Consider the following 23,273-nt stretch of genomic DNA (forward strand, 5'->3'; position numbering starts at 1 on the left):
GACCGTTGGCCGGCATCAACTCCGGTGGGTGCCGACCGTTGGCCGGCATCAACTCCGGTGGGTGCCGACCGTTGGCCGGCATCAACTCCGGTGGGTGCCGACCGTTGGCCGGCATCAACTCCGGTGGGTGCCGACCGTTGGTCGGCGCACCTTATTCCGCCACCACGCGCGCGCGCAGCGAATTGGTCAGCGCCTCGGTGATCACCACATCCACGAACTGGCCGATCAGCCGCGCCGGCGCCGGGAAGTTCACCGAACGCATGTTCTCGGTCTTGCCGGTCAGTTCGTTCGGGTTCTTGCGCGAAGGGCCTTCCACCAGCACGGTCTGCACGGTGCCGACCATCTTCTCGGAGATGCCGGCAGCGTGCGCATTGATGCGCTCCTGCAGGCGCGACAGGCGCGCGTGCTTCTCGGCATCGCTGATCGTGTCCTCCAGGTCGGCCGCCGGGGTGCCCGGGCGGCGCGAATAGATGAAGGAGAAGCTGTGGTCGAAGCCGATGTCCTCGATCAGCTTCATGGTCTTCTCGAAATCGGCATCGGTTTCGCCGGGGAAGCCGACGATGAAGTCCGAGCTGATCGAGATGTCCGGGCGCACCGCGCGCAGCTTGCGGATCTTCGACTTGAATTCCAGCGCGGTATAGCCGCGCTTCATCGCCGACAGTACGCGGTCGCTGCCGGCCTGCACCGGCAGGTGCAGGAAGTTGGCCAGCTGCGGCACGTCGCGGAACGCATCGATCAGCGAGTCGCTGAACTCCAGCGGGTGCGAGGTGGTGAAGCGGATGCGGCCGACGCCGTCGATCTCGGCGATGGTCCGGATCAGCAGGCCGAGATCGGCGAACTCGCCATCTCCATAGGGGCCGCGATAGGCATTGACGTTCTGCCCGAGCAGGTTGATTTCGCGCACGCCCTGCGCGGCCAGCTGCGCCACTTCCACCACCACGTCCTCGAACGGGCGGCTGACTTCGGTGCCGCGGGTGTAGGGCACCACGCAGAACGAGCAGTACTTCGAGCAGCCTTCCATGATCGACACGAACGCCGAAGCGCCTTCGGCACGCGGTTCCGGCAGACGGTCGAACTTCTCGATCTCGGGGAAGCTGATGTCCACCTGCGGGCGCTTCTGCTCGCGTCGGGCGCGGATCAGCTCCGGCAGCCGGTGCAGGGTCTGCGGGCCGAACACAAGGTCCACGAACGGCGCACGCTTGATGATCGCCTCGCCTTCCTGCGAGGCAACGCAGCCGCCCACGCCGATGATGACCTCGCGGCCCTTGTTCTTCAGGCCCTTCCAGACGCCCAGCTGGCTGAACACCTTCTCCTGCGCCTTCTCGCGGATGGAACAGGTGTTGACCAGGATGACGTCGGCGTCTTCCGGGGTATCGGTCAGTTCCAGGCCATCGCTGGCGGCGAGCACGTCGGCCATCTTGGCCGAGTCGTACTCGTTCATCTGGCAACCGTGGGTCTTGATGTACAGCTTGCCTTTCACCTGGTCGGGCTTGCGCGGACCGGCGGGCAGGGCAACGAGCGGGGCACCGCCCGGCGGGGCGGGCGGAAAGACGTCTGGCGTCCCGGTCATGGCGCTTAATCCATTCGGGTGGCGGGAAAGCCGGCAATTCTACCTGCATCCCGGCGCGTACGCCGCGCTGTGCGCTCGCGGGGCACGGCCCCGCGCTACCCGCATCCCGCCGGCCCCGGTAGCGCCGGGCGGTGCCCGGCGGGCGCCCTTACGCCGCCGCCAGCTCCGCATCGATCTGCCGCGAACGGTCGAACGCGGTCATCGCGCTCATCCGTGCGATGTAGTCAGCCGTGGCCGGCGCCGGCTGTACCAGGCCAAAGGCCGTGGTCCACGCCAGTGCATTGCCCCACAGCACGTCGGCGGCGCTCATGACCTCGCCCAGCAGGTACGGGCCCTGCGCCAGCTGGGCCTCGACCACCTGCAGCACGGTCTCGGCATCGTTGTACGGCGACATCAGGCGCGGCGGCGGCTCGCGGTGCATCGCCTTGTCGATCATCGCCGGCTCGAAACAGGCGCCATAGAAGGCCATCCAGCGCAGGTAGGGGCCGCGCAGGGCGTCGCCGATCGGCGGTGCCAGCCCGGCTTCCGGGTAAAGGTCGGCCAGGTACAGATAGATCGCCACCTGCTCGGTCACCAGTGCGCCGTTGTGGACGATGGCCGGCACCTTGCCCATCGGGTTGATGGCCAGGTAGGCCGGGGCCAGGTTGGCGCCGGCTTTCAGGTCCAGCACCTGCATGCGGTAGTCGGCACCCAGCGCTTCGAGCAGGGCCACGGCGCCGCTCGAGCGGGAACGGGCGGCGTGGTAAAGGGTGATCTGGCGTGAATTCATGGCATTGCTCCTTGCGGTGGGTGGTGAACTGGAGGCCATCCTGGGGCACTATTGCGGACGACTTCTGTCCTCGATCCTTCATGCGCCATACCGCCCATCGTCTGCTGCGCCTGATCGCCCTGCTGCAGGCCCGCCGCCAGTGGTCCGGGGCCGAGCTGGCCGAGCGCATGGGCGTGGACCGGCGCAGCATCCGCCGTGATATCGAGCGCCTGCGCGAGCTGGGCTATCCGGTGCAGGCCTCGTCCGGGGTCGGCGGCGGCTACCAGTTGGGGGCCGGGGCCCCGGTGCTGCCGATGCTGCTGGACGAGGAGGAGGCGACCACCCTGGCCATCGCCCTGCGCGCAGCCTCGGCCACCGTTGCCGGGATCGACGACACCGCGCGTGGCCTGTTGTCCAAGCTCGATCCGCTGGTGCCGACCCGTCGTCGCCAGCAGGCCGGCGAGGTGCATGCAGCGACGGCCACCCTGTCCGACCTTCCGTCCACCGACGCACGCCTGCTCGGGCGGCTGGCCCAGCACTGCCGACAGGCGTCACGGCTGGCCTTCGAGTACCGCAGCGCGCAGGAAGCCGTCACCCAGCGCGAGGTCGAGGCCCAGCACCTGGTCAATTACGGGCGACGCTGGTATCTGCTTGCCTGGGACCTGGGGCGGCAGGACTGGCGCACCTTGCGCGTGGACCGCATGGGCGCCGTACGTGAGTGCGCCGGGCCGGGCCTGCACCGGCGCGCCCCGGCGCCGCCTGATGTGATGGTGCGGCAGGCGGTCAGCCAGGCGCCGTTCGCGCTGCAGGCCATCCTCCGCCTGTCCGGCAGCCATTCCGAGCTGGAAGGCCGCATCCCGCCGTGGTGTGGAGTACTGGAAGCGGATGGCCCCGACCACTGCCTGCTGCGCATGGGCGCCGAGAGCCGCGGCATGATGCTGGCGCAGATTCTCAGCCTGGACCGCCTGCCCGTGGCGCTTTGGACCACCCCGCCGGGCCTGCGCGACGAACTGGCACAGCGCCTGGCGGGCCTCGGCCAGCTGCTGGCTGTGCCGCCGGTCACAGGCTGAGCCACGTCGCTTGGCAAGCCCCGGCGAAGCTGGGACACTCGCCGCCATGAAGGGGATACTGGGGACAACGGCGATCATCATCGCTGCGCTGACCGCTGCGCCGGCCAGCGCTGGAACCCTGTACAAGTGCCAGGGGCCTGATGGCGTTACCAGTTATGTGAGCAAGCGGGTGGCGGGTGCGCGCTGCAGCACCATCAGCTACACCCGTGACACCCGCCCGGCACCTCGACCGGTGGTGGCCGCGCCCAGGCCGGCACCGACCACGGTGGCCAGCATCGAACGCAATCCGGTGGCCGTTGCCGCGAGTGCCGCAGCGCCGGCAACGGTCGCGCCTGCGTCCGTGCCGGCATCCGGTCCCGCACAGCCGGTCGCCTCGCGCAGCGGGCGCATGGTCAGTGGCCAGGTGTATTCCTTCATGAAGGATGGCGTGCGCCACTACACCAGTGCGCGCCCGACACAGGTGGCCAACCTCGGCCCGGTCCGGACCATCCGCTACAGCTTCATGGAGCGCTGCTATGCCTGTGGGGTCAATCCACGCGTGGACTTCGGCACCGTGCGACTGAACACCTCGGCCTTCCAGGCCGAGATCACCTCGGCCGCGCGCGAGTTCGGTGTGGAGGAGGCGGTGGTGCGCGCCATCATCCATGCCGAGTCGGCCTACAACCCGACCGCGCTCAGCCGTGCTGGCGCGCAGGGCCTGATGCAGCTGATGCCGCCGACCGCCGCGCGCTTCGGTGTAAGCGATTCCTATGACGCCGGGCAGAACATCCGTGGCGGCGTGCAGTATCTTGCGTGGTTGCTGAAACGCTTCAATGGCGACCTGACCCTTGCCGCAGCCGGCTACAACGCTGGCGAAGGCGCGGTCGACCGCCACGGTGGCGTGCCGCCCTACAGCGAGACCCAGTACTACGTGCGCCGGGTCGGGCAGCTGGCCGAGCGTTACCGCACCGCCCTGAGTCACCAGTAGGTGCCGACCGTTGGCCGGTACTCCTTGAACGGTAGGTGTCGACCGTTGGTCGGCACTCCTTTGAAAGGTCGTGCCGGCCGCTGGCCGGCAACCCCGCAATCAATGTTGTTGCAATGCGTTGTGTGGCGCGCGACGGTTCCGCTACACTCGACCGTGATTCAATGCGGCTCTGGCCCCCACCGGATCCGCTGGCAGCCTTAAAGCTACCTAATCAATATCGGAGTGCCGGATGGCCAACGATGGGGTACACGATCCAGTCAACACCGGACGTCGGCGTTTTCTTTCTGCCACCACAGCCGTGGTGGGCGCCGTCGGCGTCGGATTCACCGCCGTTCCTTTCATCAAATCCTGGAACCCCAGTGCCCGCGCCAAGCTTGCCGGCGCACCGGTGGTGGCCGACATCAGCGCCCTGCAGGAAGGCCAACGCCTGATCGTGGAATGGCGTGGCCAGCCGATCTGGATCGTCAAGCGGTCCAAGGCCATCCTCGATGCGCTGCACGGGCTGGACGGCCGGCTCAAGGACCCCGAGTCCGGCGAGAAGGACCAGCAGCCGGACTACGTGCTGAAGCAGAACCCCGAACTGCGCTCGATCAAGCCGGATATCTCCGTACTGGTCGGCCTGTGCACGCACCTGGGCTGCTCGCCGGAAATGGTCGCCGAAATCCGGCCTGAGCCCTACGACCCGCAGTGGAAGGGCGGTTACTTCTGCCCGTGCCACAAGTCGCGCTTCGACATGTCCGGACGCGTCTTCAAGGACGTGCCGGCGCCGATCAACCTGAAGGTGCCCGCGCACCATTACCAGGACGACAACACCATCATCATCGGTGTCGATCCGCAGGGGGCTGCCTGATGGCCAATATCCTCAGCCGTACCGCCAGCGGCGTGGCCGACTGGGTCAACGCCCGCGCGCCCGGCCTGATGCCGGTCTACCGGAAGCACGTCAGCGAGTACTACGCACCGAAGAACTTCAACATCTGGTACTACTTCGGTTCGCTGGCGCTGCTGGTGCTGGTCAACCAGATCGTCACCGGCATCTTCCTGACGATGCACTACAAGACCAGCGCCGCCGAGGCGTTCGGCTCCATCGAATACATCATGCGCGATGTGGAGTGGGGCTGGCTGATCCGCTACATGCACTCCACCGGTGCCTCGCTGTTCTTCATCGTGGTCTACCTGCACATGTTCCGTGGCCTGCTGTACGGCAGTTACCAGAAGCCGCGCGAGCTGGTGTGGATCCTCGGCATGCTGATCTACCTGGTGTTGATGGCCGAAGCCTTCATGGGCTACGTGCTGCCGTGGGGCCAGATGTCGTTCTGGGGCGCCAAGGTGATCATCTCGCTGTTCGGCGCGATACCGGTGATCGGCAACGGCCTGACCGAATGGATCATGGGCGATTACCTGCCCAGTGACGCCACGCTCAACCGTTTCTTCGCGCTGCATGTCATCGCTCTGCCGCTGGTGCTGTTGCTGCTGGTGGTACTGCACCTGGGCGCGCTGCACGAAGTGGGTTCGAACAACCCCGATGGCGTGGAGATCAAGAAGGGGCCGAAGGGCAACCGCTGGTCGCCGAACGCACCGGCCGATGGCATTCCGTTCCACCCGTACTACACGCTCAAGGATGGCGTCGGCGCCGGTTTCCTGCTGATCATCGCCGCCTTCATCATCTTCTTCGCGCCCGGTTTCGGCGGCCTGTTCCTGGAGCACGACAACTTCACCGAGGCCAACCGCCTGGTGACCCCGGAACACATCAAGCCGGTCTGGTACTACACGCCTTACTACGCGATGTTGCGCGTGGTGCCGAACAAGCTCGGTGGCGTGCTGGTGATGTTCTCGGCCATTGCGATCCTGTTCCTGGTGCCGTGGCTGGACAAGGCCAGGGTGAAGTCGGTGCGCTACCGCGGCTGGATATCGAAGGTGATGTTGGGCGTGCTGGCGGTGTGCTTCGTGTGGCTGGGCGTGATTGGTTCCGGCCCGGGCACCGACGTGCACGAGACCTACATCGGGCGGGTGCTGACCTTCCTGTACTTCGCGTTCTTCATCACCATGCCGCTATGGACACGGTTGGACAAGACCAAGCCGGTACCGGAGAGGGTGACCACCCATGACTGATCGCTGGATGGTCCGGTTGGCCCTGACGGCCACCCTGATGCTGGGCAGTTTCCTGGCCTCCGCCGCCGAAGGTGGCACCAAGCTGCTGCAGGCCGGCAACGATCTGGGCGACCGCGCTTCGCTGCAGCGCGGCGCGCAGCTGTACATGAACTACTGCTCCGGCTGCCACGCGCTGAAGTACCTGCGCTATTCGCGGATGGCGCAGGACCTGGGCCTGACCGAGGAAGAGGTGATGAACAACCTCAACTTCACCGGCTCGGCGATCGGCGACCCGATCCCGGTGGCGATGCCCAAGGAGAACGCGGAGAAGTGGTTCGGCAAGATGCCGCCCGATCTCAGCCTGATCGCGCGCGTGCGGGGCAGTGACTGGGTCTACACGTACCTCAAGTCGTTCTACCTGGACAGCAGCCGGCCGCTGGGCTGGAACAACGCGCTGTTCGCCAATGCCTCCATGCCCAACCCGCTGTGGGAGATGCAGGGCCTGCAGCATGCGGTCCATGGCAAGGCGGAAGCGCCCGGCATGGACCCGCCGGTGACCGGCCTGAAGATCGAAACGCCGGGGTCGGTCGATGCCGGGCAGTACGACCAGGCGGTGCGGGACATCACCAACTTCCTCGAGTATGCCGGCGAACCGGCCGCGCTCAAGCGCCAGCAGCTGGGCGTGTGGGTGATCCTGTTCCTGGCCCTGCTCACCTTCCTGCTGTACCTGCTGAAGAAGGAATACTGGAAGGACGTTCACTGAATCTGCCGCCGGCCATCGCACGGGCCTATTGGCTTTTGTGATGGTCGGTTGCACACTCGGGGAGGAGTCGACCGCCGGCACGGTGCCGGCGGCGCCGATGCGGCAGGCGGTCTCCTGTCGTGGGAGAGCCTTTGATGGCGGCGAGCGTACGCATGCGCAATACACTGACGCTGTTTTCCTCGAACGACGATGTACTGTGCCACCGTGTACGCCTGGTGCTGGCGGCCAAGGGTGTGACCTTCGACTTCGTTCCGGTCGATCCGCAGAACCCGCCTGAAGACCTGATCGACCTCAATCCGTATCACTCGGTGCCGACCCTGGTCGAACGCGAGCTGGTGCTGTACGCCGCATCAGTGGTCAGCGAGTACCTGGACGAACGTTATCCGCATCCGCCGCTGATGCCGGTCGATCCGCTCTCGCGTGCGCGCATCCGCCTGGCGATGCTGCGCATCGAGCACGACTGGGTGCCACAGGTGCAGGCCATCCAGCTCGGCAACAAGACCCAGGCCGAGGCTGGCCGCAAGCGCCTGAAGGAGCTGCTGACCGCCTCGCTGCCGCTGTTCAAGGCCAGCAAGTTCTTCCTCAACCCGGAAATGAGCCTGGCCGACTGCGCGATGGCGCCGATCATCTGGCGCCTGCAGTCGCTGGACGTACCGCTGCCGAAGGACGGCAAGGCGATCGAGGACTACGGCAACCGCATCTTCCGCCACCCCGGTTTCGTCCGCAGCCTGACCGATCAGGAAAAGAAGCTGCGCGATCTGCCGGTCTGATCCGGGCCTGCGTTACCCGTCTGCACGCCGACCGGCGTGCAGGTGATCCGCCCCGGCGGGGCGCCGGGCGCGTACACTTCACGCATGACCGAAGACTTCTTCCACATGACCAGCCACCGCCCGTACCTGCTGCGGGCGCTGGTGGAATGGATCAACGACAACCAGCTGACCCCGCACATCCTGGTCGACGCCGGCGTTCCCGGCGTGCAGGTCCCGCCTTCGGCGGTCAAGGATGGCCGGGTCGTGCTCAACATCGCCGAACGTGCTGTCGTGCGGCTGATGATCGACAACGAGATGGTGAGCTTCTCGGCGCGCTTCTCCGGTACCAGCTACCCGGTGCAGGTGCCGATCAGCGCCGTGCTGGCCGTCTACGCCCGCGAGACCGGGCAGGGCATGGCGCTACCGGATGACATCCCGGGCAACGAGACCGCTCCGACCAGCGATGAGCTGCTGCACGAGGAAGGCACGCCGCCGGACGATACGCCGCCAGCCAGCCCGCCGCCTAAGGGGCGCCCGAACCTGCGCGTGGTCAAGTAACCAGGTAACGGTGGGTGCCGACCATTGGTCGGCACGCCTTCAGCCCTTACACATCCTCGGCATCGTCCACATCCGCGCGGATCTGGCTGATCCGCGCCGCGCCCGGACCAGTGAATGAGATCAGCTGGTCGCCGCGCAGCACCATGCGGCCCACGTGGCGATCGATGCCGTCGTAGGAATACTCGAACTTGAAGGTACGTTCGAAGCCGAGCCGGCCATCTTCGCCGCGCGACAGGCGCAGGCCGGTGGCGTGCACCGCCTGATCCAGCCATTGCACGTCGGCAGCACGGCAGGCATTGCGCCCCAGTTCGACCGCGCGCTCGGCGGCCGAACGCGCCGCGTTCCAGAAGAAATAGATGATTCCGCCGGCAATCAGCAACAGCAGCAGGGTGGGCATGGCGTCAGCCGTCAGGGGTCGATCCCGCAAAGATGGCGGCGAACGCGCGCGGGATCAAGCGCTGCACTCACCGCCGCGGCTGCGGTTCGCTGGACATCGGCTGCGCGGGCACGATGACCGGTTGCGGTGCCGGAGTGGGCTGCATCGGCGTCGCAGTGGGCGAGGGCATCACCAGCGGTGAGGTTGCAGTGAGCTGCAGCAGCGCTGCCCAGTCCTGCCGGTTGAAGCTGCATTCGTCCTCGCGACCTGGTGTGCAGCCGGGGTCGATGCCGGTGCTGTTGCGTTCGCGTGCCGGAGGCAGCTTGATCAGCCCCGTACGATCCAGCTGCAGCAACCGCATCGCTACGGTGTTCATCACGTTGCCACCGACCAGGTACAGGGTCTGGTCGCCGCCGAGGTTGGCCGCCACCACCACTTCGCAATGCGATTTCCAGTGGCCCACCGAGCCATTGCCCAGTGCCTGCACCAGCCCGCTGTAGCTGAGCGTGGTGCTGCGGTCGCGCAGGAAGCACAGCAGGTCGCCCGGTGCGGGTTTGGCCGTGGCCGGGTCGACCAGCCGGTACGGCACGCCCGAGGGGCCGCCCTGGTAGGCGGCACGGATGTAGTCGATGTGGCGTGGCGACGTATTGAAGCCAGGAACGCCGGACTGGACCATCACCCAGGAAATGAACGCGGCCGACCACGGGTTGTCGATCAGGAAGGCGCGGCAGTCGCTGTCGGTGTAGCGCGTGCCCAACGGCGCCAGGCAGCTGCTGGCGCCCGCGATGCTGCCCATCGCATTGAGCGTGCCGCTGTTGCGCCAGTAGCCGGCCACGCGCTGCCAGGCGATCAGGCCATTGTCTGCCAGGTGATCGCTTTCGGCCTCGGTGACGCTGAGGCTGGCGGCACGGCCTTCACGATCGATGAAGGGCCGGTACCAGAGCCGGTGCTCATTGCAGGCGGTGTTGCGGATGGCCACCGCCAACGGACTCAGGCCGAAGCGGGGCGGAACATCGCAGGCTTCGGCGGCCGCTGCGGACAACGGTGCCGCGGCCAGCAGCAGGCAGGCAGGCAAGAGCATCCGGCGCATGCGCGGCTCCTGTGGGGGATACCTCAGCGTCGCAGCGCTGTCGTGAACGCCGGGTGTGAGAACGGGGTCAGATCCCTTTTCCACGGGAAAAGGGATCTGACCCCGGCCAGGCCTCAACCCGGCGGCGGGCCCAGCTTCAGCGACAGATCGATGGCCTGCACGTGCTTGGTCAGTCCACCGATGGAGATGCAGTCAACGCCGTCCTCGGCGATCGAACGCAGGCCGCCCAGGCCCACGCTGCCTGACACTTCCAGCGGAATGCGGCCGGCCGTGATGCGCACTGCCTCGCGGCGCAGGTCGGGGCTGAAGTCATCCAGCAGGATGCGTTCGCAACCGGCTTCCAGCGCCTGGCGCAGCTGGGCCAGGTCCTCGACCTCGACCACCAGCGGCAGCGCGGGCCATTGCCGGCGCGCGGCGGCCACCGCCGCGGCCAGCGAACCGGCGGCACGGATGTGGTTTTCCTTCAGCATCACCGTGTCATAGAGGCCGAAGCGGTGGTTGTCGCCGCCGCCACAGCGCACTGCGTACTTCTGCGCCAGGCGCAGGCCAGGCAGAGTCTTGCGGGTGTCGAGGATGCGCGTGCCGGTACCGGCCACCGCCGCCACGTAGCGGGCAGTGGTGGTGGCGGTGCCAGACAGCGTCTGCAGGAAGTTCAGCGAGGTGCGTTCGGCGCTGACCAGGCTGCGGCTGCGCCCGTGCAGCAGGGCCAGCACGGTGCCTGCGGTGACCGCGTCACCTTCGGAGACACGCCATTCGATGCGCACGTCCGGGTCGAGTGCGCGGTGGGTGGCGTCGAACCACGGACGGCCGGCAATCACCCCGTCCTGCTTGCACAGCAGGTAAGCGCTGTCGGCCTGGTCGGGCAGCAGGGCGGCGGTGACGTCGCCGCTGCCCAGGTCCTCGGCCAGCGCCCGCGCGACATCGGCGGCGACAACGGCCGCATCCGGCGTCGGCAGCGCGCTCATGCGGCCGGGAAGTCGGCGATCTGGGCGGTCGGGATGGCTTCTTCGGCCAGCAGCACCGGGATGCCGTCGTCAACGCGGAACACCTGCTTGCGGTCGCGGGTGACCAGCGCTTCGCGCAGCGGCTGCGCCAGCGGGTTGCCATCGGCCTTGTTCACCGCGCCGGCCGAAATGGCCTTGTTGAGGGCTTCCAGGCCCTTGCCATCCAGCAGGGACAGGGGCTGGCGGGTGTCCGGCGACACCAGCAGGTCGAGCAGCTTGCGATCCATGGTTCTTCGTCTTGCGTGGAAGATGGCTAGAATACGTCTTTAAGGCAGGTGACGGCCAATGACCCCCAACCCGATCGCGCCGCTTGTCGGCATCGTCATGGGTTCCCGTTCCGACTGGGAAACCATGCAGCACGCCGCCCAGAAGCTTGAAGCCCTGGGTGTTCCGTTCGAAGTGAAGGTGGTGTCCGCGCATCGGACGCCGGATGTGTTGTTCAGTTACGCCGAGCAGGCGGGCCCGCGTGGCCTGCGCGCGATCATCGCCGGCGCCGGCGGGGCCGCCCACCTGCCGGGCATGATCGCCGCCAAGACCGCCGTGCCGGTGCTGGGCGTGCCGGTGCAGTCCAAGGCCCTCAACGGCATGGATTCGCTGCTGTCGATCGTGCAGATGCCGGCCGGCATTCCGGTTGCCACCTTCGCCATCGGCAATGCCGGCGCGTCCAACGCGGCGCTGTTCGCTGCTGCGATGCTGGCCAGCGACCAGCCGGCGATCGGCCAGGCGCTCGACGCCTTCCGTGCACGCCAGACCGAAGACGTGATGGCCCACGACGATCCGCGCCAATGAGCCTGACCGTCGGCATCCTGGGCGGCGGCCAGCTCGCCCGCATGATGGTTCTGGCCGGTGCGCCGCTGGGACTGCGCTTCCAGCTGTACGACCCGGCGGCCGACGCCTGCAGTGGCCCGCTGGCGCCGCTCACCGTCGGTGCCTTCGATGACCGCCACGCGCTGGCGGACTTCGCCGCCAAGGTCGATGTGGTCACTTTCGATTTCGAGAACGTGCCCGCAGACAGCGCGCAGTTCCTGGCCGACCGCGTGCCGGTCTATCCGCCGCCGGCCGCGCTGGCGGTGGCCCAGGACCGGTTGAGCGAGAAGACCCTGTTCCAGCAGTTGGGCATCCCGCTGCCGGCCTTCGCTGATATCCGCAGCCGTGACGAGCTGGCTGCGAAGGCGGCTGAGTTCGGCCTGCCGTGCATCCTCAAGACCCGCCGCCTTGGTTATGACGGAAAGGGCCAGTTCCGCCTGCGCAGCGAGGCCGACATCGACGCCGCGTGGGATGCACTGGGCGCGCAGGTCGAGCGTACCGGCCTGATCCTGGAAGGCTTCGTGGCGTTCCAGCGCGAGGTCAGCGTGGTCGCCGTGCGTGGCCGCGATGGCAGCTTCGAAGCCTGGCCGGTCACCGGCAACTGGCATGTCGACGGCGTGCTGTCGGCCAGCGTGGCACCGGCTGTGCTGTCCGATGCCGAGCAGCAGGCCGCGATCGGCTATGCCCGCCGTGTCGCCGAGCACCTGCAGTACGTCGGCGTGTTCGCGCTGGAGCTGTTCTGTCGCGATGGCGAGCTGTTGGCCAACGAGATGGCGCCGCGCGTACACAACTCCGGCCACTGGACCATCGAGGGCAGCGAGACCTCGCAGTTCGAGAACCATCTGCGTGCCGTGCTGGGCCTGCCGCTGGGCAGCACCCGCATGCTCGGCCACGCCTGCATGCTGAACTGGCTGGGCGCGATGCCTGGCCCGGCACCGGTGCTGGGCCAGGCCAGCGGCCATTGGCACGACTATGGCAAGGAGCCGCGCGAAGGCCGCAAGGTCGGCCACGCCACGTTGCGCGATGACGATGCTGCCGCGTTGGCCGATGCGCTGGAGCAGGTCGGCCTGGAGCTGGATCGCCAGGCCCAGGTGGCGCCGGCGGTGCACGCGCTGCGCAATCGCTGAGCCCGGTAGTGCCGGCCGCTGGCCGGCAGTGCAACGCTGTGAAGCGCCGGTGCAGGCATCGGCGCAACATTCCCGGTGGTAGCGTGGAGCTCCTTTCACAGGAGTCACCCCCATGCTCGACTGGAATGCCTACCGCAAGGAACTGAAGGGCCGTATCGGTGAGATCGGCAAGCTCTCACCGGATACGGTCAAGGGCTACGCCACCCTGGCCAACGCTGGCGCGCAGACCAACCACCTCGATGCGAAGACCCGCGAGCTGATCGCGTTGGCGGTGGCGGTGACCACCCGCTGCGACGGCTGCATCACCGTGCACGTGGATGCCGCGCTGAAGCACGGTGCCAACCGCGAGGAAATCGCCGAGGCGCTGGGTGTGGCGGTGTCGCTCAATGCCGGTGCGGCGCTGGTGTACTCGGCGCGGGTGATGGATGCGGTGGCCGCGCACGAGAACGCGTGAAGCCACGCTCTGCTTTCCGGTAGTGCCGGCCGCTGGCCGGCAGATTCGCCATCTCTTGTACACCGATGGGGATGCCGGCCAACGGCCGGCACTACCCCGGGGCGGAGCCGTTGCCTCAGCGTAGCTGGCTCTCAGCGAATTCCCAGTTGACCATCTGCCAGAACGCATCCAGATAACGCGCGCGGTCATTCTGGTAGTCGGTGTAGTAGGCGTGCTCCCAGACATCGCAGCACAGCAGCGGCGTACTTTCACCCGTCAGCGGCGTGCCGGCATTGCGGGTCGCCTGGATGCCCAGCTGTCCGCCCGGATGCTGCACCAGCCACACCCAGCCGGAGCCGAACAGGCCCAGCGCGGTGCGGTTGAATTCCTCGCGCAGGCGCTGCACGTCGCCGAACTGGCGCTTCACCAGCTCGCCCAGGCGGCCCTGCGGTTCGCCACCGCCACGGGGCCGCAGGCACTGCCAGTAGAAACCGTGGTTCCACGCCTGGGCGGCCGCATCGAACAGCTTGCCCTGGGCCTGGCGGACGATCTCTTCCAGTGGCGCGTCTTCCCACTCGGTGCCGAGGATGCCGGCATTGACCGCATCCACGTAGGCGCGATGGTGGCGGCCGTGGTGCAGCTCCAGGGTCTGTGCGGACAGGTGCGGCTGCAGGGAGCCGGAAAGGTAGGGCAGGGCAGGCAATTCGACAGGCATGGACAGGTTCGTGGCCAGAGGGGCGGCGGCAGCCGGTTCCATCCGCTTACAATGGCGGCTACCGTGGGCAGTCTAGCCGACCACCGCGGTCGGTTTGTCCGGCGAAGCAAGGAGTGAGGTTGTGGCGGTAATGCAGCAAATCCAGGCCGAGGTCGATCGTTACCCGCTCGTGCTGTTCATGAAGGGCACCCCGCAATACCCGATGTGCGGTTTCTCCAGCCGCGCCGTACAGGCGTTGATGGCTGCCGGCGCGGTCACCCTGCGCACCGTCAACGTGCTGGAAGAACCCGAGATCCGCGCCAACCTGCCGCGGTTCTCCAACCTGCCGACCTTCCCGCAGCTGTTCATCAATGGAGAGCTGATCGGCGGCTGCGACATCGTCCTGGAACTGTTTGAAGCCGGCGAGCTCAAGCGCATCGTCGAAGAGGCGACCCAGGGATGAGTGCCTGGCCATCGACGTCACCGACCAACGGGGCGCTCGATGGCCGCCCGTTGCAGGATCGCGTGGTGCTGGTTGCCGGCGCCGGCGGTGGGCTGGGCAGTGCGGCGGCCGTTGCCGCCGCCGCCGCCGGGGCCACCGTGGTCCTGCTGGGCCGCAAGCCGCGCCGCCTGGACCGTGTCTACGCCCAGGTCCAGGCCGTCGGCCCGGAACCGCTGCTGTATCCGCTGGATCTGGAGGGTGCGGGCCCCGACGACTATGCCGAACTGGCCCAGGCCCTGCAGCGCGAGCTGGGGCGCCTGGATGGAGTGCTGGTCTGTGCCGCCCATTTCCCCGGATTGACCCCGTTCGAACTGGCCGACCCGGCCAGTTTCGCCCGTGCGGTGCATGTCACGCTCACTGCCCCGGCGTGGCTGGCCCAGGCCTGTCTGCCGCTGCTGCGGCAGCGCGAGGACGCGGCCCTGGTGTTTGCGGTCGATGCCTCCGAACGGGTGGGGCAGGCCTATTGGGGGGGATACGGTGTGGCCCAGCATGGCCTGCGCGGGCTGATCACCAGCCTGCATGACGAACTCGGCCGCAGCCCGGTGCGGGTCAGCGGCCTGTATCCGGGCCCCCTGCGCACGGCGCTGCGCGCCAGGGCCTATTCCGTCGACCAGGACCCGGCCGCCCGGGGCCCGGAGGCCGCCGCTGCGGCGGCCGTGACCCTGCTGTCCAGCGCTGGGCTTGCCTGGCGGGGCCGGATTCTCGACGCCAGTGAGGCGCCCCTGCCGGAATGAGGCCGGGGGAAAGGCGGAGTGAAGATCCCGTCACGATTGCGTTGCGATCCGGTGCCGTTTGTCGCACAACCGTCACATTGATGGCGTAGCGTGTTAATCTAGTGTTAACCGTTGTGGCTGCCTTCAGCCAAGCGGTAGGGAACCCCAGATAAATCTCCGACCAGCCACCCGCAGGGCTGTTTGGATGCGCTTTTTTTCCGCCATCGCCAACTCGCATCGAGGCTACCGAAAAATGACCCACCCACTCCGGATGTCCAAGCTCACCCTTGGTCTCGTGGCTGCGCTCGCCGCCGCTCCCGCCTTCGCCCAGAGCACCTCTGCCGGTGTCGGCGGCCAGGTGATGTCCGCCGCAGGCCAGCCTGTCGCCGGCGCTGAAGTCACCATCACCCACACCGAGTCGGGCACCGTTTCGCGTGCCACCACCGATGCGTCGGGTCGATACAACGCGCGCGGCCTGCGCGTGGGTGGTCCGTACACCATCACCATCACCAAGTCCGGTGAAGGCACCAAGACCGAAGAGGGTGTCTACCTGAACCTGAACCAGGTCAACACCGTCAACGCCAACCTGGGCGGTGACCTGGCTGCGACCAACCTGGACGCGGTGAACGTTGTTGCGACCGCCGGCGGCCTGGACCTGTTTAGCGCCAACAAGATGGGCACCGGCAGCAACGTGACGCGCGAAACGATGGACGCGCTGCCGTCGGCCAACCGCAACATCCAGGACTACATCCGCCTGGACCCGCGCATCTCGCAGGTCAGCAAGGCTGACGGCGCGATCTCGGCCGGTGGCCAGAACACCCGCTACAACGCCATCCGCATCGACGGCATCAGCGCCTCCGATCCGTTCGGCCTGGGCTCCAACAACCTGCCGACCGAGCGTCAGCCGGTGTCGATGGATGCCATCCAGGAAATCAACATCGACCTGGCCAACTACGACACCACCATCGCCGGCGGTACCGGTGCGGTGATCAACGCCGTGACCAAGTCGGGTACCAATGAGTTCCACGGCACCGTGTACGGCTCGTACCGCGACAAGGACATGGTCCGTTCGCGCCTGGAAGGTGACAAGTCGGACTTCAATGGTTTCAAGGACGAGAAGACCTACGGCATGACGTTCGGCGGTCCGATCCTCAAGGACAAGCTGTTCTTCTTCACCAACTATGAAAAGTACGAGCGTAGCGGCGGCGGCGTGAGCCTGAGTGACAGCCCGTACAACAAGGATCCGTCCAAGGGCGGCATCAGTGACGCCGACATCTCGGCAGTCCAGAAGCGCATGAGTGATCTGGGCTATCCGGTCGGCGGCGTTGACGGTCTGAACAACAAGACGACGATCGAAGAGTACGCCGTCAAGCTCGACTGGAACATCAACGAGAACCACCGTGCGGCCTTGCGCTACAACAAGATGAAGCAGGACGTCGTCCGCTTCCCGCAGGTCAGCAGCAGCGCGCTGTCGCTGAGTGACTTCTGGTACACCCAGCCGACCCAGTACGAAACCTGGATGGGTGAACTGTTCAGTGACTGGTCCGAGAACTTCTCGACCGAGTTCAAGGTTTCGCACAAGGACTACTCGTCCAATCGTGTCGCGGCTTCGCACCTGCCGCAGATGCGCGTGCGCTTCGGCAACAACTCGCTGTACCTGGGCACCGAGCAGAACACTCACACCAATCTGGTCGAGTCGAAGGAACTTAGCGCCTTCGGTGCCGGTACCTGGTACATCGGTGACCACACCGTCAAGTTCGGTTTCGATTACACCGACAATAACCTGATGAACTTCTACGGCCGTAATCTGTACGGCGCGTACGACTTCCGCGACTTGGCGTCGTTCCTGAAGGGTACCGCCAACGGCTACCAGCTGCGCGTGCCGCGTCCGGGTGGCAGCTTGGATGATATTCCGGCCAAGTTCCATCTGAAGAACACTGGCCTGTTCATCCAGGACACCTGGGCGATCAACTACAACCTGAGCCTGATGTTTGGTGTCCGTCTTGATATCCCGGACTTCACCAGCCAGAACAAGTACAACACCGACATCCAGTCGCGCTACGGCTACGACAACACCAAACTGGTGGACAAGAGCCTGTTCCAGCCGCGTGTTGGCTTCAACTACACCTTCGACAGCGATCGTCCGACCCAGCTGCGCGGTGGCGTTGGCTTGTTCGGCGGTGCAGCACCGAACGTGTGGCTGGCAGGTGCCTACCAGAACACCGGTCTGAACTACGTCGAGTACAACGTCAGTGGCAACCCGGGTGGTTTCAGTGCTGATGCCGACAATCCGTTCATTCCGGATCCGTCGAAGATCATTGCTCGCCAGAACGTGGACATTATCGCTCCGGGCACCCGCCTGCCGTCGGTGTGGAAGGCCAACCTGGCGTTCGACCATGAGCTGCCGTGGTACGGCATCGTGGCGTCGGCTGAAGTGCTGTTCACCAAGGTCAAGGATGGTCTGTACTTCGAACGTCTGGACCTGACGGACGGCAAGGGCAAGGGTGCGACCTTCGTTTCGGCGCAGGACGGTCGTGAGCTGTACTGGAACCCGGCAGGTCTGAATCAGGCCAACAGCAAGATCGACAGCCGTTCCGGCGACAACCTGGGCATGGAGAACGGCACCAACGGCGCGCTGAACCGCGCCAACCGTCCGAACAACATCGGTGACGTGATGTTGCTGCGCAACACCGACAAGGGTCGTGGCAGCCAGGCTACCTTCTCGCTGGCCAAGCCGCTGACCGAGAACTGGGGCTGGTCGCTGGGTTACACCTACACCCAGTCGAAGGAAGTTAGCCCGCTGACCAGCTCGCAGAACACCTCGAACTGGAACAACACCCAGATCCTGAACGCCAACGAGAACATCGCGTACAACTCGCGCTATGCAATCAAGGACCGTATCACCGGCACCCTGGAGTGGAAGCACAACTTCTTCGGTGACAACGCTACCCGTATCGGCCTCTTCTACGAAGGTCGCTCGGGCCGTCCGTACAGCTACGTGTTCTACAACGATGCCAACGGCGACAGCGCCATCGGCAACGATCTGTTCTACGTGCCGAAGGGTGTGGGCGACGTGCTGTTCACTGGCGGCGCAACGATGGAGAAGAAGTTCTTCGATTGGCTGGCGCAGAACCCGGAACTCGAGGCCTACCGTGGCAGCGTGGTCCCGGCCAACTCGCACCGCGCCAAGTGGGTCAACAGCTTCGACGTTCGTATCAGCCAGGAATTCCCAGGCTTCGTGAAGGGTCACAAGGGTGAAGTCGCCCTGGACATCATGAATGTCGGCAACCTGCTGAACAAGAAGTGGGGCCTCATTGACGACTACGGCTTCTATGCAACCCGCCGCGTGGGCAACTTCGCAGGTATCGATCCGGCCACCGGGAAGTATGTGTACTCGTTCACCGGTGCGGATGATTCCTCGATCCAGGAAAACAACAATGACAAGGGCAACACTGCCGTGTCGCGTTGGTCCATGCAGCTGACTGTGAAGTACAAGTTCTGATCCGTCAGAGCTTGATGATGTAAACGGAAACGGCCGGGGAAACCCGGCCGTTTTCCGTTCAGGCGAAAGTCCTTGCAGGCCACTCTGCATCGGCGTAGCATCCAGAAATGTGCGCGGTGCCAACGCCGCCGATGCGGTCCCGGAAAGGCGAACGCGGGGAGCACACATCCAACGGTCGGGCTTCCCGGCCGTTTTGCTTTTTAAGGGGGCGGCAGTACAGTCGGAAACCTTGAAGGAAGCAAAAAATTGGACATGACCACGAACGAAAAATCAGCCCGCGCACTGCCAGTGCAGGACGCGCGGATCTACCCGCGCGGTGGGCTGGATGTGCTGTCGCGGGCCGAAGTGGCCCGCTTGCGCGATGCCTCTGCCGGCGGCATGCACGAGCTGCTGCGCCGCTGCGCGCTGGCCGTGCTGACCAGCGGCAGTGCCTCTGACGATCCTCGCGCGGCGCGCGATCTGTATCCCGATTTCGACATCCAGGTGGCGCAGCAGGATCGCGGCGTGCGCATCGACCTGGTCAACGCACCGGCCATGGCCTTCGTCGATGGCGAGATCATCCGCGGTGTTGCCGAACTGCTGTTCGCCGTGGTGCGTGACCTGGCCTACATGGCCATCGAAATGGGCCCTGCCTACGCGGCCGAGCTGGAGTCGTCCGAGGGCATCACCAACGCGGTGTTCGGCCTGCTGCGCAATGCGCGCATCCTCAACCCGGGTGACCCGAACCTGGTGGTGTGCTGGGGCGGCCACTCGATCTCGCGCGACGAGTATCTGTACACCAAGCAGGTGGGCTATGAACTGGGCCTGCGCGGCCTGGACATCTGCACCGGCTGCGGCCCGGGCGCGATGAAGGGCCCGATGAAGGGGGCCACGATCGCCCATGCCAAGCAGCGCCGTACCGTGACGCGCTACATCGGCCTGACCGAGCCGGGCATCATCGCCGCCGAGTCGCCGAACCCGATCGTCAACCACCTGGTGATCATGCCGGACATCGAGAAGCGCCTGGAGGCCTTCGTCCGCATCGGCCACGGCATCATCGTGTTCGCCGGTGGCGTCGGTACCGCCGAGGAAATCCTGTACCTGCTCGGCATCCTGCTGCGCGAGGAAAACAAGGACCTGCCGTTCCCGCTGATACTGACCGGACCGACCGTGGCGGCGCCGTACTTCGAGCAGATCGACCGCTTCATCCGCCTGACCCTGGGTGACGCGGCCGCCGAGCGCTACGAGATCATCGTCGGCGACCCGGTGGCGGTGGCGAAGAAGATGGCCAACGGCATCAAGCGCGTGCGCGAGCACCGCCTGGCGCAGAAGGACTCGTTCTTCTTCAACTGGTCGATCGAGATTCCGTGGGAGTACCAGCAGCCGTTCGTGCCCACCCACGAGGCGATGGCCGCATTGGACCTGCACCACGGGCGTGCGCCGCATGCGCTGGCGGCCGACCTGCGCCGCGCGTTCTCGGGCATCGTCGCCGGCAACGTGAAGGAAGACGGCATGCGTCGCATCGAACAGTTCGGACCGTTCCAGATCCATGGCGACCCGGACATGATGCAGGCGCTGGACGCGTTGCTGCGCGCTTTCGTCGAGCAGCGCCGGATGAAGATCTCCGGCGAATACCAGCCCTGCTACCAGGTGCTGGCCTGAGCCCGGGCCGGTGCGATGGGGATCGCGCCGGCCGGGGTGGGAAGGTGCGGGTCGTCAAGGCTTTGACGCCCGTCGCCCTGGATTGACCGTTCATCCTGCCGCCGCTTGCCGGTGGCGGGACGATGGCCCATCGTGGCCATCAACACGCTGGGGAGCGTCCAATGTCTTTGCGCCGGCAAAACGGCTTCACGCTGGTCGAGTTGATGATCACGCTGGTCATCCTGGTCATTCTGGCCAGCATCTCCTATCCCAGCTTCCGCACCGCGATGCGCTCGAACCGGCTGACCACCACCAACAACGAGGTGATCGGTCTGTTGTCGCTCGCTCGCAGCGAGGCCATCCGCAACCGCCATGGTGGCGGGGTGTGCGGCAGCAGCAACGGCACGTCCTGCGATGGTGAGTGGAGCAAGGGCATGCTGGCCTGGGGCGACGCCGATGGCGATGGCTCCGTCAGCGGCAGCGAAAGCGTGCTGCGCTTCTCCAAGGGCAGCAGCAGCCTGGCGGTCGAGGCTCCCAGCCCAACCGTCATCACCTTCGATTCCCAGGGACGCCGCCGCGCGTCCGCCGACCAGGTCGTGAGCCTGGTGCCGCAAGGCTGCAAGACGGGTGACCCCATGCGGACCCTGACCGTCCTATTCTCCGGCCAGGTCCGCTCCACCGCAGGAACCTGCAAATGAAACGTCGTCGTTCCGGCATGGGCGGGCCTGCCCGCAGTCGTGGCTTCAGCCTGATCGAGGTGCTGATCGCGCTGCTGGTGCTGGCGTTCGGCCTGCTTGGCTTTGCGCTGCTGCAGACCATGAACGTGCGGTTCGTGCAGAGCGCCAGCCAGCGCACCCAGGCCACCAGCCTGGCCTACGATCTGATCGAGCTGATGCGCGTACAGCGCAGCGAAACCCTCAACGGTGGCGAATACACCAAGGCCTCCTTCACTGCCGGCTCGGTCACCGCGCCGGCTGGCCCCTGCACCTGGCCCAACAGTGCCGACGTGACAGCCTCCAAGGCGAACGTGGCGCGCTGGCAATGCCAGGTCGTCAAGGTGCTGGGAGGCAAGGCCAGCGCCAACGTGACCGTCAATGATGGTCTGGTCACGGTGGGCATCGGCTGGGGAGACGAGCGATGGAACGCAGCCAATCCCGACAGCATCACCACGTTCACCCTGGTTACCCGTCTATGAAGCGCGCGCCTTCCGCTGCCAGCCATGCGGCTGGCCTCTCGCTGGTTGAACTGCTGATCTCGCTGGTCATCGGCCTGGTGCTGATGCTGGGCGTGACCCAGATCTTCATGGCTTCGCGGGCGGCCTCGCAGCTGTCCGAAGGTGTCGCGCGCACCCAGGAGAACGCCCGATTCGCGTTGGAGTTCCTCGAGCGCGACATCCGGATGGCCGGGCACATGGGCTGCGTGAATGACCAGGCGCACCTGGTGCGCGCCCAGGACAGTGTCAAGGTCAACATTGCCGGCGTGAAGTCGGGTGATGGCAGCCCGATGGACTTCTCGGTGCCGATCCAGGGTTACGAGGCACAGGGCACCGCGCCTGGCAACAAGCTGACCCTCGGCGCAAGCTGGGGGGCTGCCGGCAGCACGCCGTCGGCGATCACCAATCTGAAGCCCAAACCGCTTGGCGGCAGCGACATCATCGTGATGCGCTACCTTGCGCCGGAAGGCTCGCCGGTGCTGTCCATCGGCTCCGGTACTTCGCCGGACATCACGATCGCCAGTGACGCGGCGGCCCGCCTGTCGGCCGGTGCCGTCACCACGCCCTCGGCGTTTGCCGTGGCCGATTGCAGCAAAGTGGACGTGTTTGCCGGAAAAATCGCCGGCAGCACGATCACGGCCAGCAAAGCCGATCTCTCGGCGTATTCGGCCAACAACGCGGTGACCATGGTCTATCGGGTGGAATCGATGGCGTACTACGTGGCAACGAATACCGCCGGCGAACCCGCGCTGTACCGCGCGCGTGGCGCTGGCGACAACACGTTCGCCACCGGTGAGGAGCTGGTGGAGGGCATTGAGAGCCTGCAGTTCCTCTACGGCCAGGATACCGAGACGGCGATCAGCAGCACCGCGCCGCCGACCGGGTTAATCGCCTTCCAGAAGACTGCCAGCGGGGTCAGTACCGGTACCGATGCCGCCGCTGTCGCTGCGTGGCGACGGGTTGGCCTGGTGCAGTTTGGACTGCTGGTGCGCAGCCCGCAGCGCGCCGCGGCCGAGCAGGCCAATACGGCCGTGGCCCAGCTGGGCGTGCTCGGCGTTGGCTTCAATCCGCCCACGACCTACGACGATCGCTACCGCGCCTCCTACGAGGTGTCCGTGGCACTGCGCAACCGACTGTTCGGGAACTGACCCATGAAGCCCTCCGTCTCCCGTCGATTCCAGGGGCGTACGCAGCAGCGCGGTGCGGTGCTGTACGTGGCTCTGATGCTGTTGATCCTGCTGTCGCTGATCGGCGTGGTCGGCATGCAGGTGGCGAGCATGCAGGAGCGCATGTCCTCCAACTACCGGGCCGCCAACGTGGCGTTCCAGGCCAGCGAGCGGGCGGTCCGTGACGCCGAGCGGTCGATCGAGGAGATCGACAACAATACCGGCGACGGCGGCTCGTTGAAGGCTGACGCCATCAAGCGCATCTGCGATGACGGCTTCGATCCCACCCGCTGGGTGGGAGAGCAGAAACTGTCGGCGGCGCCGGTGGTCAGCGTGCGCCGCATCGACGCCTGCATCCAGGGCGAATCGACGCTGGGCATGGGCACGCCGGAAAGCGAAGAGCCCACCCGCGTCTACCAGATCACCGCGTTCGGCTCCGATCGCGATGCCGCCACCAGCAACGAGGGTACTTCCTCGGCGGCTGTCGACACTGTTTTCAAGCTTTGAGGAACC

General features: G+C 66.2%; 25 protein-coding genes. 18 read left to right on the forward strand and 7 right to left on the reverse strand.

Annotation, left to right across the window (positions count from 1 at the left end; genetic code table 11):
* Window positions 1–151 precede the first annotated feature (151 nt).
* Both miaB and AC5P5X_RS15905 read right to left on the reverse strand, forming a co-directional pair.
* Window positions 152–1,570 (reverse strand): tRNA (N6-isopentenyl adenosine(37)-C2)-methylthiotransferase MiaB, encoded by a 1,419-nt coding sequence (gene miaB / locus AC5P5X_RS15900; RefSeq protein WP_005408836.1) that lies wholly within the window; start codon window positions 1,568–1,570, stop codon window positions 152–154.
* Window positions 1,571–1,718: 148 nt separating this feature from the next.
* The gene (locus tag AC5P5X_RS15905; RefSeq protein ID WP_005408837.1) at window positions 1,719–2,339 is read right to left on the reverse strand and encodes a glutathione S-transferase family protein; all 621 of its coding nucleotides are present in this window, start codon (window positions 2,337–2,339) and stop codon (window positions 1,719–1,721) included.
* 80 nt (window positions 2,340–2,419) lie between these two features.
* Here AC5P5X_RS15905 and AC5P5X_RS15910 point away from each other — a divergent pair, with 80 nt between their 5' ends.
* From AC5P5X_RS15910 to AC5P5X_RS15940, 7 genes are all read left to right on the forward strand, one after another.
* A complete protein-coding gene (locus AC5P5X_RS15910) occupies window positions 2,420–3,388 on the forward strand; it encodes a helix-turn-helix transcriptional regulator (protein WP_005412803.1) in 969 nt (322 codons plus the stop codon).
* Between the two features lie 46 nt (window positions 3,389–3,434).
* Complete coding sequence (locus AC5P5X_RS15915; protein WP_005412804.1) at window positions 3,435–4,355, forward strand: lytic transglycosylase domain-containing protein; 921 nt, start codon at window positions 3,435–3,437, stop codon at window positions 4,353–4,355.
* A 229-nt stretch (window positions 4,356–4,584) separates the two neighbouring features.
* The gene (gene petA, locus AC5P5X_RS15920) at window positions 4,585–5,205 is read left to right on the forward strand and encodes a ubiquinol-cytochrome c reductase iron-sulfur subunit (RefSeq protein ID WP_004151998.1); all 621 of its coding nucleotides are present in this window, start codon (window positions 4,585–4,587) and stop codon (window positions 5,203–5,205) included.
* A complete protein-coding gene (locus tag AC5P5X_RS15925; RefSeq protein ID WP_005408840.1) occupies window positions 5,205–6,464 on the forward strand; it encodes a cytochrome b in 1,260 nt (419 codons plus the stop codon). Before petA ends, AC5P5X_RS15925 begins: the two co-directional genes overlap by 1 nt.
* Window positions 6,457–7,206 (forward strand): cytochrome c1, encoded by a 750-nt coding sequence (locus tag AC5P5X_RS15930; protein WP_005408841.1) that lies wholly within the window; start codon window positions 6,457–6,459, stop codon window positions 7,204–7,206. Before AC5P5X_RS15925 ends, AC5P5X_RS15930 begins: the two co-directional genes overlap by 8 nt.
* A 134-nt stretch (window positions 7,207–7,340) precedes the next feature.
* Window positions 7,341–7,976: a glutathione S-transferase N-terminal domain-containing protein gene (locus AC5P5X_RS15935; RefSeq protein WP_005408842.1), complete on the forward strand. Its 636-nt coding sequence runs from the start codon at window positions 7,341–7,343 to the stop codon at window positions 7,974–7,976.
* An 84-nt stretch (window positions 7,977–8,060) separates the two neighbouring features.
* Window positions 8,061–8,513: a ClpXP protease specificity-enhancing factor gene (locus AC5P5X_RS15940; RefSeq protein ID WP_005412806.1), complete on the forward strand. Its 453-nt coding sequence runs from the start codon at window positions 8,061–8,063 to the stop codon at window positions 8,511–8,513.
* A gap of 46 nt (window positions 8,514–8,559) precedes the next feature.
* Here AC5P5X_RS15940 and AC5P5X_RS15945 read toward each other — a convergent pair whose 3' ends face one another.
* The 4 genes from AC5P5X_RS15945 to AC5P5X_RS15960 form a co-directional block, all read right to left on the reverse strand.
* A complete protein-coding gene (locus tag AC5P5X_RS15945; RefSeq protein ID WP_005408844.1) occupies window positions 8,560–8,910 on the reverse strand; it encodes a DUF3301 domain-containing protein in 351 nt (116 codons plus the stop codon).
* Window positions 8,911–8,977: 67 nt separating this feature from the next.
* Complete coding sequence (locus AC5P5X_RS15950) at window positions 8,978–9,979, reverse strand: DUF2272 domain-containing protein (protein ID WP_005412807.1); 1,002 nt, start codon at window positions 9,977–9,979, stop codon at window positions 8,978–8,980.
* A 113-nt stretch (window positions 9,980–10,092) separates the two neighbouring features.
* Entirely contained in the window at window positions 10,093–10,944 is an 852-nt protein-coding gene (gene nadC, locus AC5P5X_RS15955; RefSeq protein WP_005408846.1) for a carboxylating nicotinate-nucleotide diphosphorylase, read from the reverse strand.
* Window positions 10,941–11,210 carry a Trm112 family protein gene (locus AC5P5X_RS15960; RefSeq protein ID WP_005408847.1) on the reverse strand — a complete coding sequence of 90 codons (270 nt, stop codon included), beginning with the start codon at window positions 11,208–11,210 and terminating at the stop codon, window positions 10,941–10,943. The genes nadC and AC5P5X_RS15960 overlap by 4 nt, the downstream gene beginning before the upstream one ends.
* A gap of 58 nt (window positions 11,211–11,268) precedes the next feature.
* Here AC5P5X_RS15960 and purE point away from each other — a divergent pair, with 58 nt between their 5' ends.
* From purE to AC5P5X_RS15975, 3 genes are all read left to right on the forward strand, one after another.
* On the forward strand, window positions 11,269–11,772 hold the full coding sequence (purE, locus tag AC5P5X_RS15965; RefSeq protein WP_005412808.1) for a 5-(carboxyamino)imidazole ribonucleotide mutase: 504 nt from the start codon (window positions 11,269–11,271) through the stop codon (window positions 11,770–11,772).
* Complete coding sequence (locus AC5P5X_RS15970; RefSeq protein ID WP_005412809.1) at window positions 11,769–12,917, forward strand: 5-(carboxyamino)imidazole ribonucleotide synthase; 1,149 nt, start codon at window positions 11,769–11,771, stop codon at window positions 12,915–12,917. Before purE ends, AC5P5X_RS15970 begins: the two co-directional genes overlap by 4 nt.
* A 112-nt stretch (window positions 12,918–13,029) precedes the next feature.
* A complete protein-coding gene (locus AC5P5X_RS15975; RefSeq protein ID WP_005408850.1) occupies window positions 13,030–13,371 on the forward strand; it encodes a carboxymuconolactone decarboxylase family protein in 342 nt (113 codons plus the stop codon).
* 115 nt (window positions 13,372–13,486) lie between these two features.
* Here the strand turns inward: AC5P5X_RS15975 and AC5P5X_RS15980 are convergent, their stop codons facing one another.
* Window positions 13,487–14,065, reverse strand: a complete 579-nt coding sequence (locus AC5P5X_RS15980) for a superoxide dismutase (RefSeq protein ID WP_012479673.1) — start codon at window positions 14,063–14,065, stop codon at window positions 13,487–13,489.
* A gap of 121 nt (window positions 14,066–14,186) precedes the next feature.
* Here AC5P5X_RS15980 and grxD point away from each other — a divergent pair, with 121 nt between their 5' ends.
* From grxD to AC5P5X_RS16020, 8 genes are all read left to right on the forward strand, one after another.
* Window positions 14,187–14,507: a Grx4 family monothiol glutaredoxin gene (gene grxD, locus AC5P5X_RS15985; RefSeq protein ID WP_005408852.1), complete on the forward strand. Its 321-nt coding sequence runs from the start codon at window positions 14,187–14,189 to the stop codon at window positions 14,505–14,507.
* Window positions 14,504–15,280, forward strand: a complete 777-nt coding sequence (locus AC5P5X_RS15990) for an SDR family NAD(P)-dependent oxidoreductase (RefSeq protein ID WP_005412811.1) — start codon at window positions 14,504–14,506, stop codon at window positions 15,278–15,280. The genes grxD and AC5P5X_RS15990 overlap by 4 nt, the downstream gene beginning before the upstream one ends.
* A 232-nt stretch (window positions 15,281–15,512) precedes the next feature.
* Window positions 15,513–18,761 carry a TonB-dependent receptor gene (locus tag AC5P5X_RS15995; RefSeq protein ID WP_080101792.1) on the forward strand — a complete coding sequence of 1,083 codons (3,249 nt, stop codon included), beginning with the start codon at window positions 15,513–15,515 and terminating at the stop codon, window positions 18,759–18,761.
* Window positions 18,762–19,013: 252 nt separating this feature from the next.
* On the forward strand, window positions 19,014–20,402 hold the full coding sequence (ppnN, locus tag AC5P5X_RS16000; protein ID WP_032966556.1) for a nucleotide 5'-monophosphate nucleosidase PpnN: 1,389 nt from the start codon (window positions 19,014–19,016) through the stop codon (window positions 20,400–20,402).
* 161 nt (window positions 20,403–20,563) lie between these two features.
* The gene (locus AC5P5X_RS16005; protein ID WP_005408856.1) at window positions 20,564–21,079 is read left to right on the forward strand and encodes a GspH/FimT family pseudopilin; all 516 of its coding nucleotides are present in this window, start codon (window positions 20,564–20,566) and stop codon (window positions 21,077–21,079) included.
* Window positions 21,076–21,576, forward strand: a complete 501-nt coding sequence (gene pilV, locus AC5P5X_RS16010) for a type IV pilus modification protein PilV (RefSeq protein WP_005408857.1) — start codon at window positions 21,076–21,078, stop codon at window positions 21,574–21,576. The genes AC5P5X_RS16005 and pilV overlap by 4 nt, the downstream gene beginning before the upstream one ends.
* Window positions 21,573–22,742, forward strand: coding sequence for a PilW family protein (locus AC5P5X_RS16015; protein WP_111189159.1), 1,170 nt, complete (start codon window positions 21,573–21,575; stop codon window positions 22,740–22,742). The genes pilV and AC5P5X_RS16015 overlap by 4 nt, the downstream gene beginning before the upstream one ends.
* 3 nt (window positions 22,743–22,745) lie before the next feature.
* Window positions 22,746–23,267, forward strand: a complete 522-nt coding sequence (locus tag AC5P5X_RS16020) for a pilus assembly PilX family protein (protein ID WP_005408859.1) — start codon at window positions 22,746–22,748, stop codon at window positions 23,265–23,267.
* Window positions 23,268–23,273: the final 6 nt, after the last annotated feature.

It is taken from the genome of Stenotrophomonas sp. YJH_SMC_91 (assembly GCF_059368495.1).

What these genes read in the sequence shown, in the direction of transcription:
- nadC (WP_005408846.1), bottom strand. Translation starts at nt 10,944, where the DNA reads ATGAGCGCGCTGCCGACGCCGGATGCGGCCGTTGTCGCCGCCGATGTC.
- ppnN (WP_032966556.1), top strand. Translation starts at nt 19,014, where the DNA reads ATGACCACGAACGAAAAATCAGCCCGCGCACTGCCAGTGCAGGACGCG.
- purE (WP_005412808.1), top strand. Translation starts at nt 11,269, where the DNA reads ATGACCCCCAACCCGATCGCGCCGCTTGTCGGCATCGTCATGGGTTCC.
- AC5P5X_RS15935 (WP_005408842.1), top strand. Translation starts at nt 7,341, where the DNA reads ATGGCGGCGAGCGTACGCATGCGCAATACACTGACGCTGTTTTCCTCG.
- AC5P5X_RS16015 (WP_111189159.1), top strand. Translation starts at nt 21,573, where the DNA reads ATGAAGCGCGCGCCTTCCGCTGCCAGCCATGCGGCTGGCCTCTCGCTG.
- AC5P5X_RS15915 (WP_005412804.1), top strand. Translation starts at nt 3,435, where the DNA reads ATGAAGGGGATACTGGGGACAACGGCGATCATCATCGCTGCGCTGACC.
- AC5P5X_RS15945 (WP_005408844.1), bottom strand. Translation starts at nt 8,910, where the DNA reads ATGCCCACCCTGCTGCTGTTGCTGATTGCCGGCGGAATCATCTATTTC.
- AC5P5X_RS16005 (WP_005408856.1), top strand. Translation starts at nt 20,564, where the DNA reads ATGTCTTTGCGCCGGCAAAACGGCTTCACGCTGGTCGAGTTGATGATC.
- AC5P5X_RS15970 (WP_005412809.1), top strand. Translation starts at nt 11,769, where the DNA reads ATGAGCCTGACCGTCGGCATCCTGGGCGGCGGCCAGCTCGCCCGCATG.
- AC5P5X_RS15905 (WP_005408837.1), bottom strand. Translation starts at nt 2,339, where the DNA reads ATGAATTCACGCCAGATCACCCTTTACCACGCCGCCCGTTCCCGCTCG.
- AC5P5X_RS15990 (WP_005412811.1), top strand. Translation starts at nt 14,504, where the DNA reads ATGAGTGCCTGGCCATCGACGTCACCGACCAACGGGGCGCTCGATGGC.
- AC5P5X_RS15980 (WP_012479673.1), bottom strand. Translation starts at nt 14,065, where the DNA reads ATGCCTGTCGAATTGCCTGCCCTGCCCTACCTTTCCGGCTCCCTGCAG.
- AC5P5X_RS15925 (WP_005408840.1), top strand. Translation starts at nt 5,205, where the DNA reads ATGGCCAATATCCTCAGCCGTACCGCCAGCGGCGTGGCCGACTGGGTC.
- AC5P5X_RS15940 (WP_005412806.1), top strand. Translation starts at nt 8,061, where the DNA reads ATGACCGAAGACTTCTTCCACATGACCAGCCACCGCCCGTACCTGCTG.
- AC5P5X_RS15995 (WP_080101792.1), top strand. Translation starts at nt 15,513, where the DNA reads ATGACCCACCCACTCCGGATGTCCAAGCTCACCCTTGGTCTCGTGGCT.
- AC5P5X_RS15950 (WP_005412807.1), bottom strand. Translation starts at nt 9,979, where the DNA reads ATGCGCCGGATGCTCTTGCCTGCCTGCCTGCTGCTGGCCGCGGCACCG.
- pilV (WP_005408857.1), top strand. Translation starts at nt 21,076, where the DNA reads ATGAAACGTCGTCGTTCCGGCATGGGCGGGCCTGCCCGCAGTCGTGGC.
- miaB (WP_005408836.1), bottom strand. Translation starts at nt 1,570, where the DNA reads ATGACCGGGACGCCAGACGTCTTTCCGCCCGCCCCGCCGGGCGGTGCC.
- petA (WP_004151998.1), top strand. Translation starts at nt 4,585, where the DNA reads ATGGCCAACGATGGGGTACACGATCCAGTCAACACCGGACGTCGGCGT.
- AC5P5X_RS15930 (WP_005408841.1), top strand. Translation starts at nt 6,457, where the DNA reads ATGACTGATCGCTGGATGGTCCGGTTGGCCCTGACGGCCACCCTGATG.
- AC5P5X_RS15975 (WP_005408850.1), top strand. Translation starts at nt 13,030, where the DNA reads ATGCTCGACTGGAATGCCTACCGCAAGGAACTGAAGGGCCGTATCGGT.
- AC5P5X_RS15960 (WP_005408847.1), bottom strand. Translation starts at nt 11,210, where the DNA reads ATGGATCGCAAGCTGCTCGACCTGCTGGTGTCGCCGGACACCCGCCAG.
- AC5P5X_RS15910 (WP_005412803.1), top strand. Translation starts at nt 2,420, where the DNA reads ATGCGCCATACCGCCCATCGTCTGCTGCGCCTGATCGCCCTGCTGCAG.
- AC5P5X_RS16020 (WP_005408859.1), top strand. Translation starts at nt 22,746, where the DNA reads ATGAAGCCCTCCGTCTCCCGTCGATTCCAGGGGCGTACGCAGCAGCGC.